The following is a 775-nucleotide window of genomic DNA, read 5'->3' as shown; positions in this document are numbered from 1 at the left end:
TCGTGGCATGAACCCGTTCGACGCGTTTATCGAGGCGATGGCCGCAGCATCCATGGAGACCCTGCGGCACTTCGACCTGTCTATTGCCCTGGGTGCCGGCATGGCGCCGGATCGGGCACGCGCGTGGGACGGGATGCAGAAGGTGTACTACGGGCCGACCAAATTCACCCGCAAACAGGCTTTGGCAGTACAGAAGGCCCGCGGGTTCTCCCTGGACGAGCTGGCGTTGATTGAACGCCGCGTCGGTGGTGTCAAGGACACCAGCGAGCGGTGGCGGCTGCGCTTGGAGTTGCTGGATGTGACCGGCGGGTACCGCGCGATCGAGCGCGCCGCACGAGAGTTGGTGCCCCGCGAGGACACGGCGCCGAAAAAGAAACAGGTCGCCTTCTCCGCGCCGAACAACGGCCGGGCGCGCATCACCATCTACACCACCGACCGCAAAGCCGCAGACTTAGAGCATCGCCTGCGGCAAGGCATCGACGCCACACTTCCGGCGGCGCCCCAGATGGAGGAGGCGTTCTGGCGCATCGTCGAAGGCGAAACCGGCGGAGTGGTTGCTGCGGCACCACGCCCGATTGTGATGGTGCCGATTTCTGAACACGCACGCATCCTGGCGGGCGATGGCGACGACGTCATCCTCACGCTGACCGACGGCACCACCATGACTGGCGCCGAATACCTCCAGCAAGAGTTCGGCGAGACGTTGGAGGTCGCAGCGTTCCACCCGGAGCAAGGCGCGGTGAATCTGTACGACACCGAGCGCTTCGCCAACCAG

General features: G+C 65.0%; 1 protein-coding gene. It reads left to right on the top strand.

The features are described from left to right. Positions 1-7: 7 nt before the first annotated feature. On the top strand, positions 8-775 hold a 768-nt coding region (locus HMPREF2791_RS10025; RefSeq protein WP_083327984.1), incomplete at its 3' end, for a hypothetical protein.

Origin of the sequence: Corynebacterium sp. HMSC034A01, assembly GCF_001838175.1 — a bacterium.
Lineage (GTDB): Bacteria > Actinomycetota > Actinomycetes > Mycobacteriales > Mycobacteriaceae > Corynebacterium.
The sequence above is the reverse complement of the archived record's forward strand: the minus strand, read 5'-3'. Positions and strand labels throughout refer to the sequence as shown.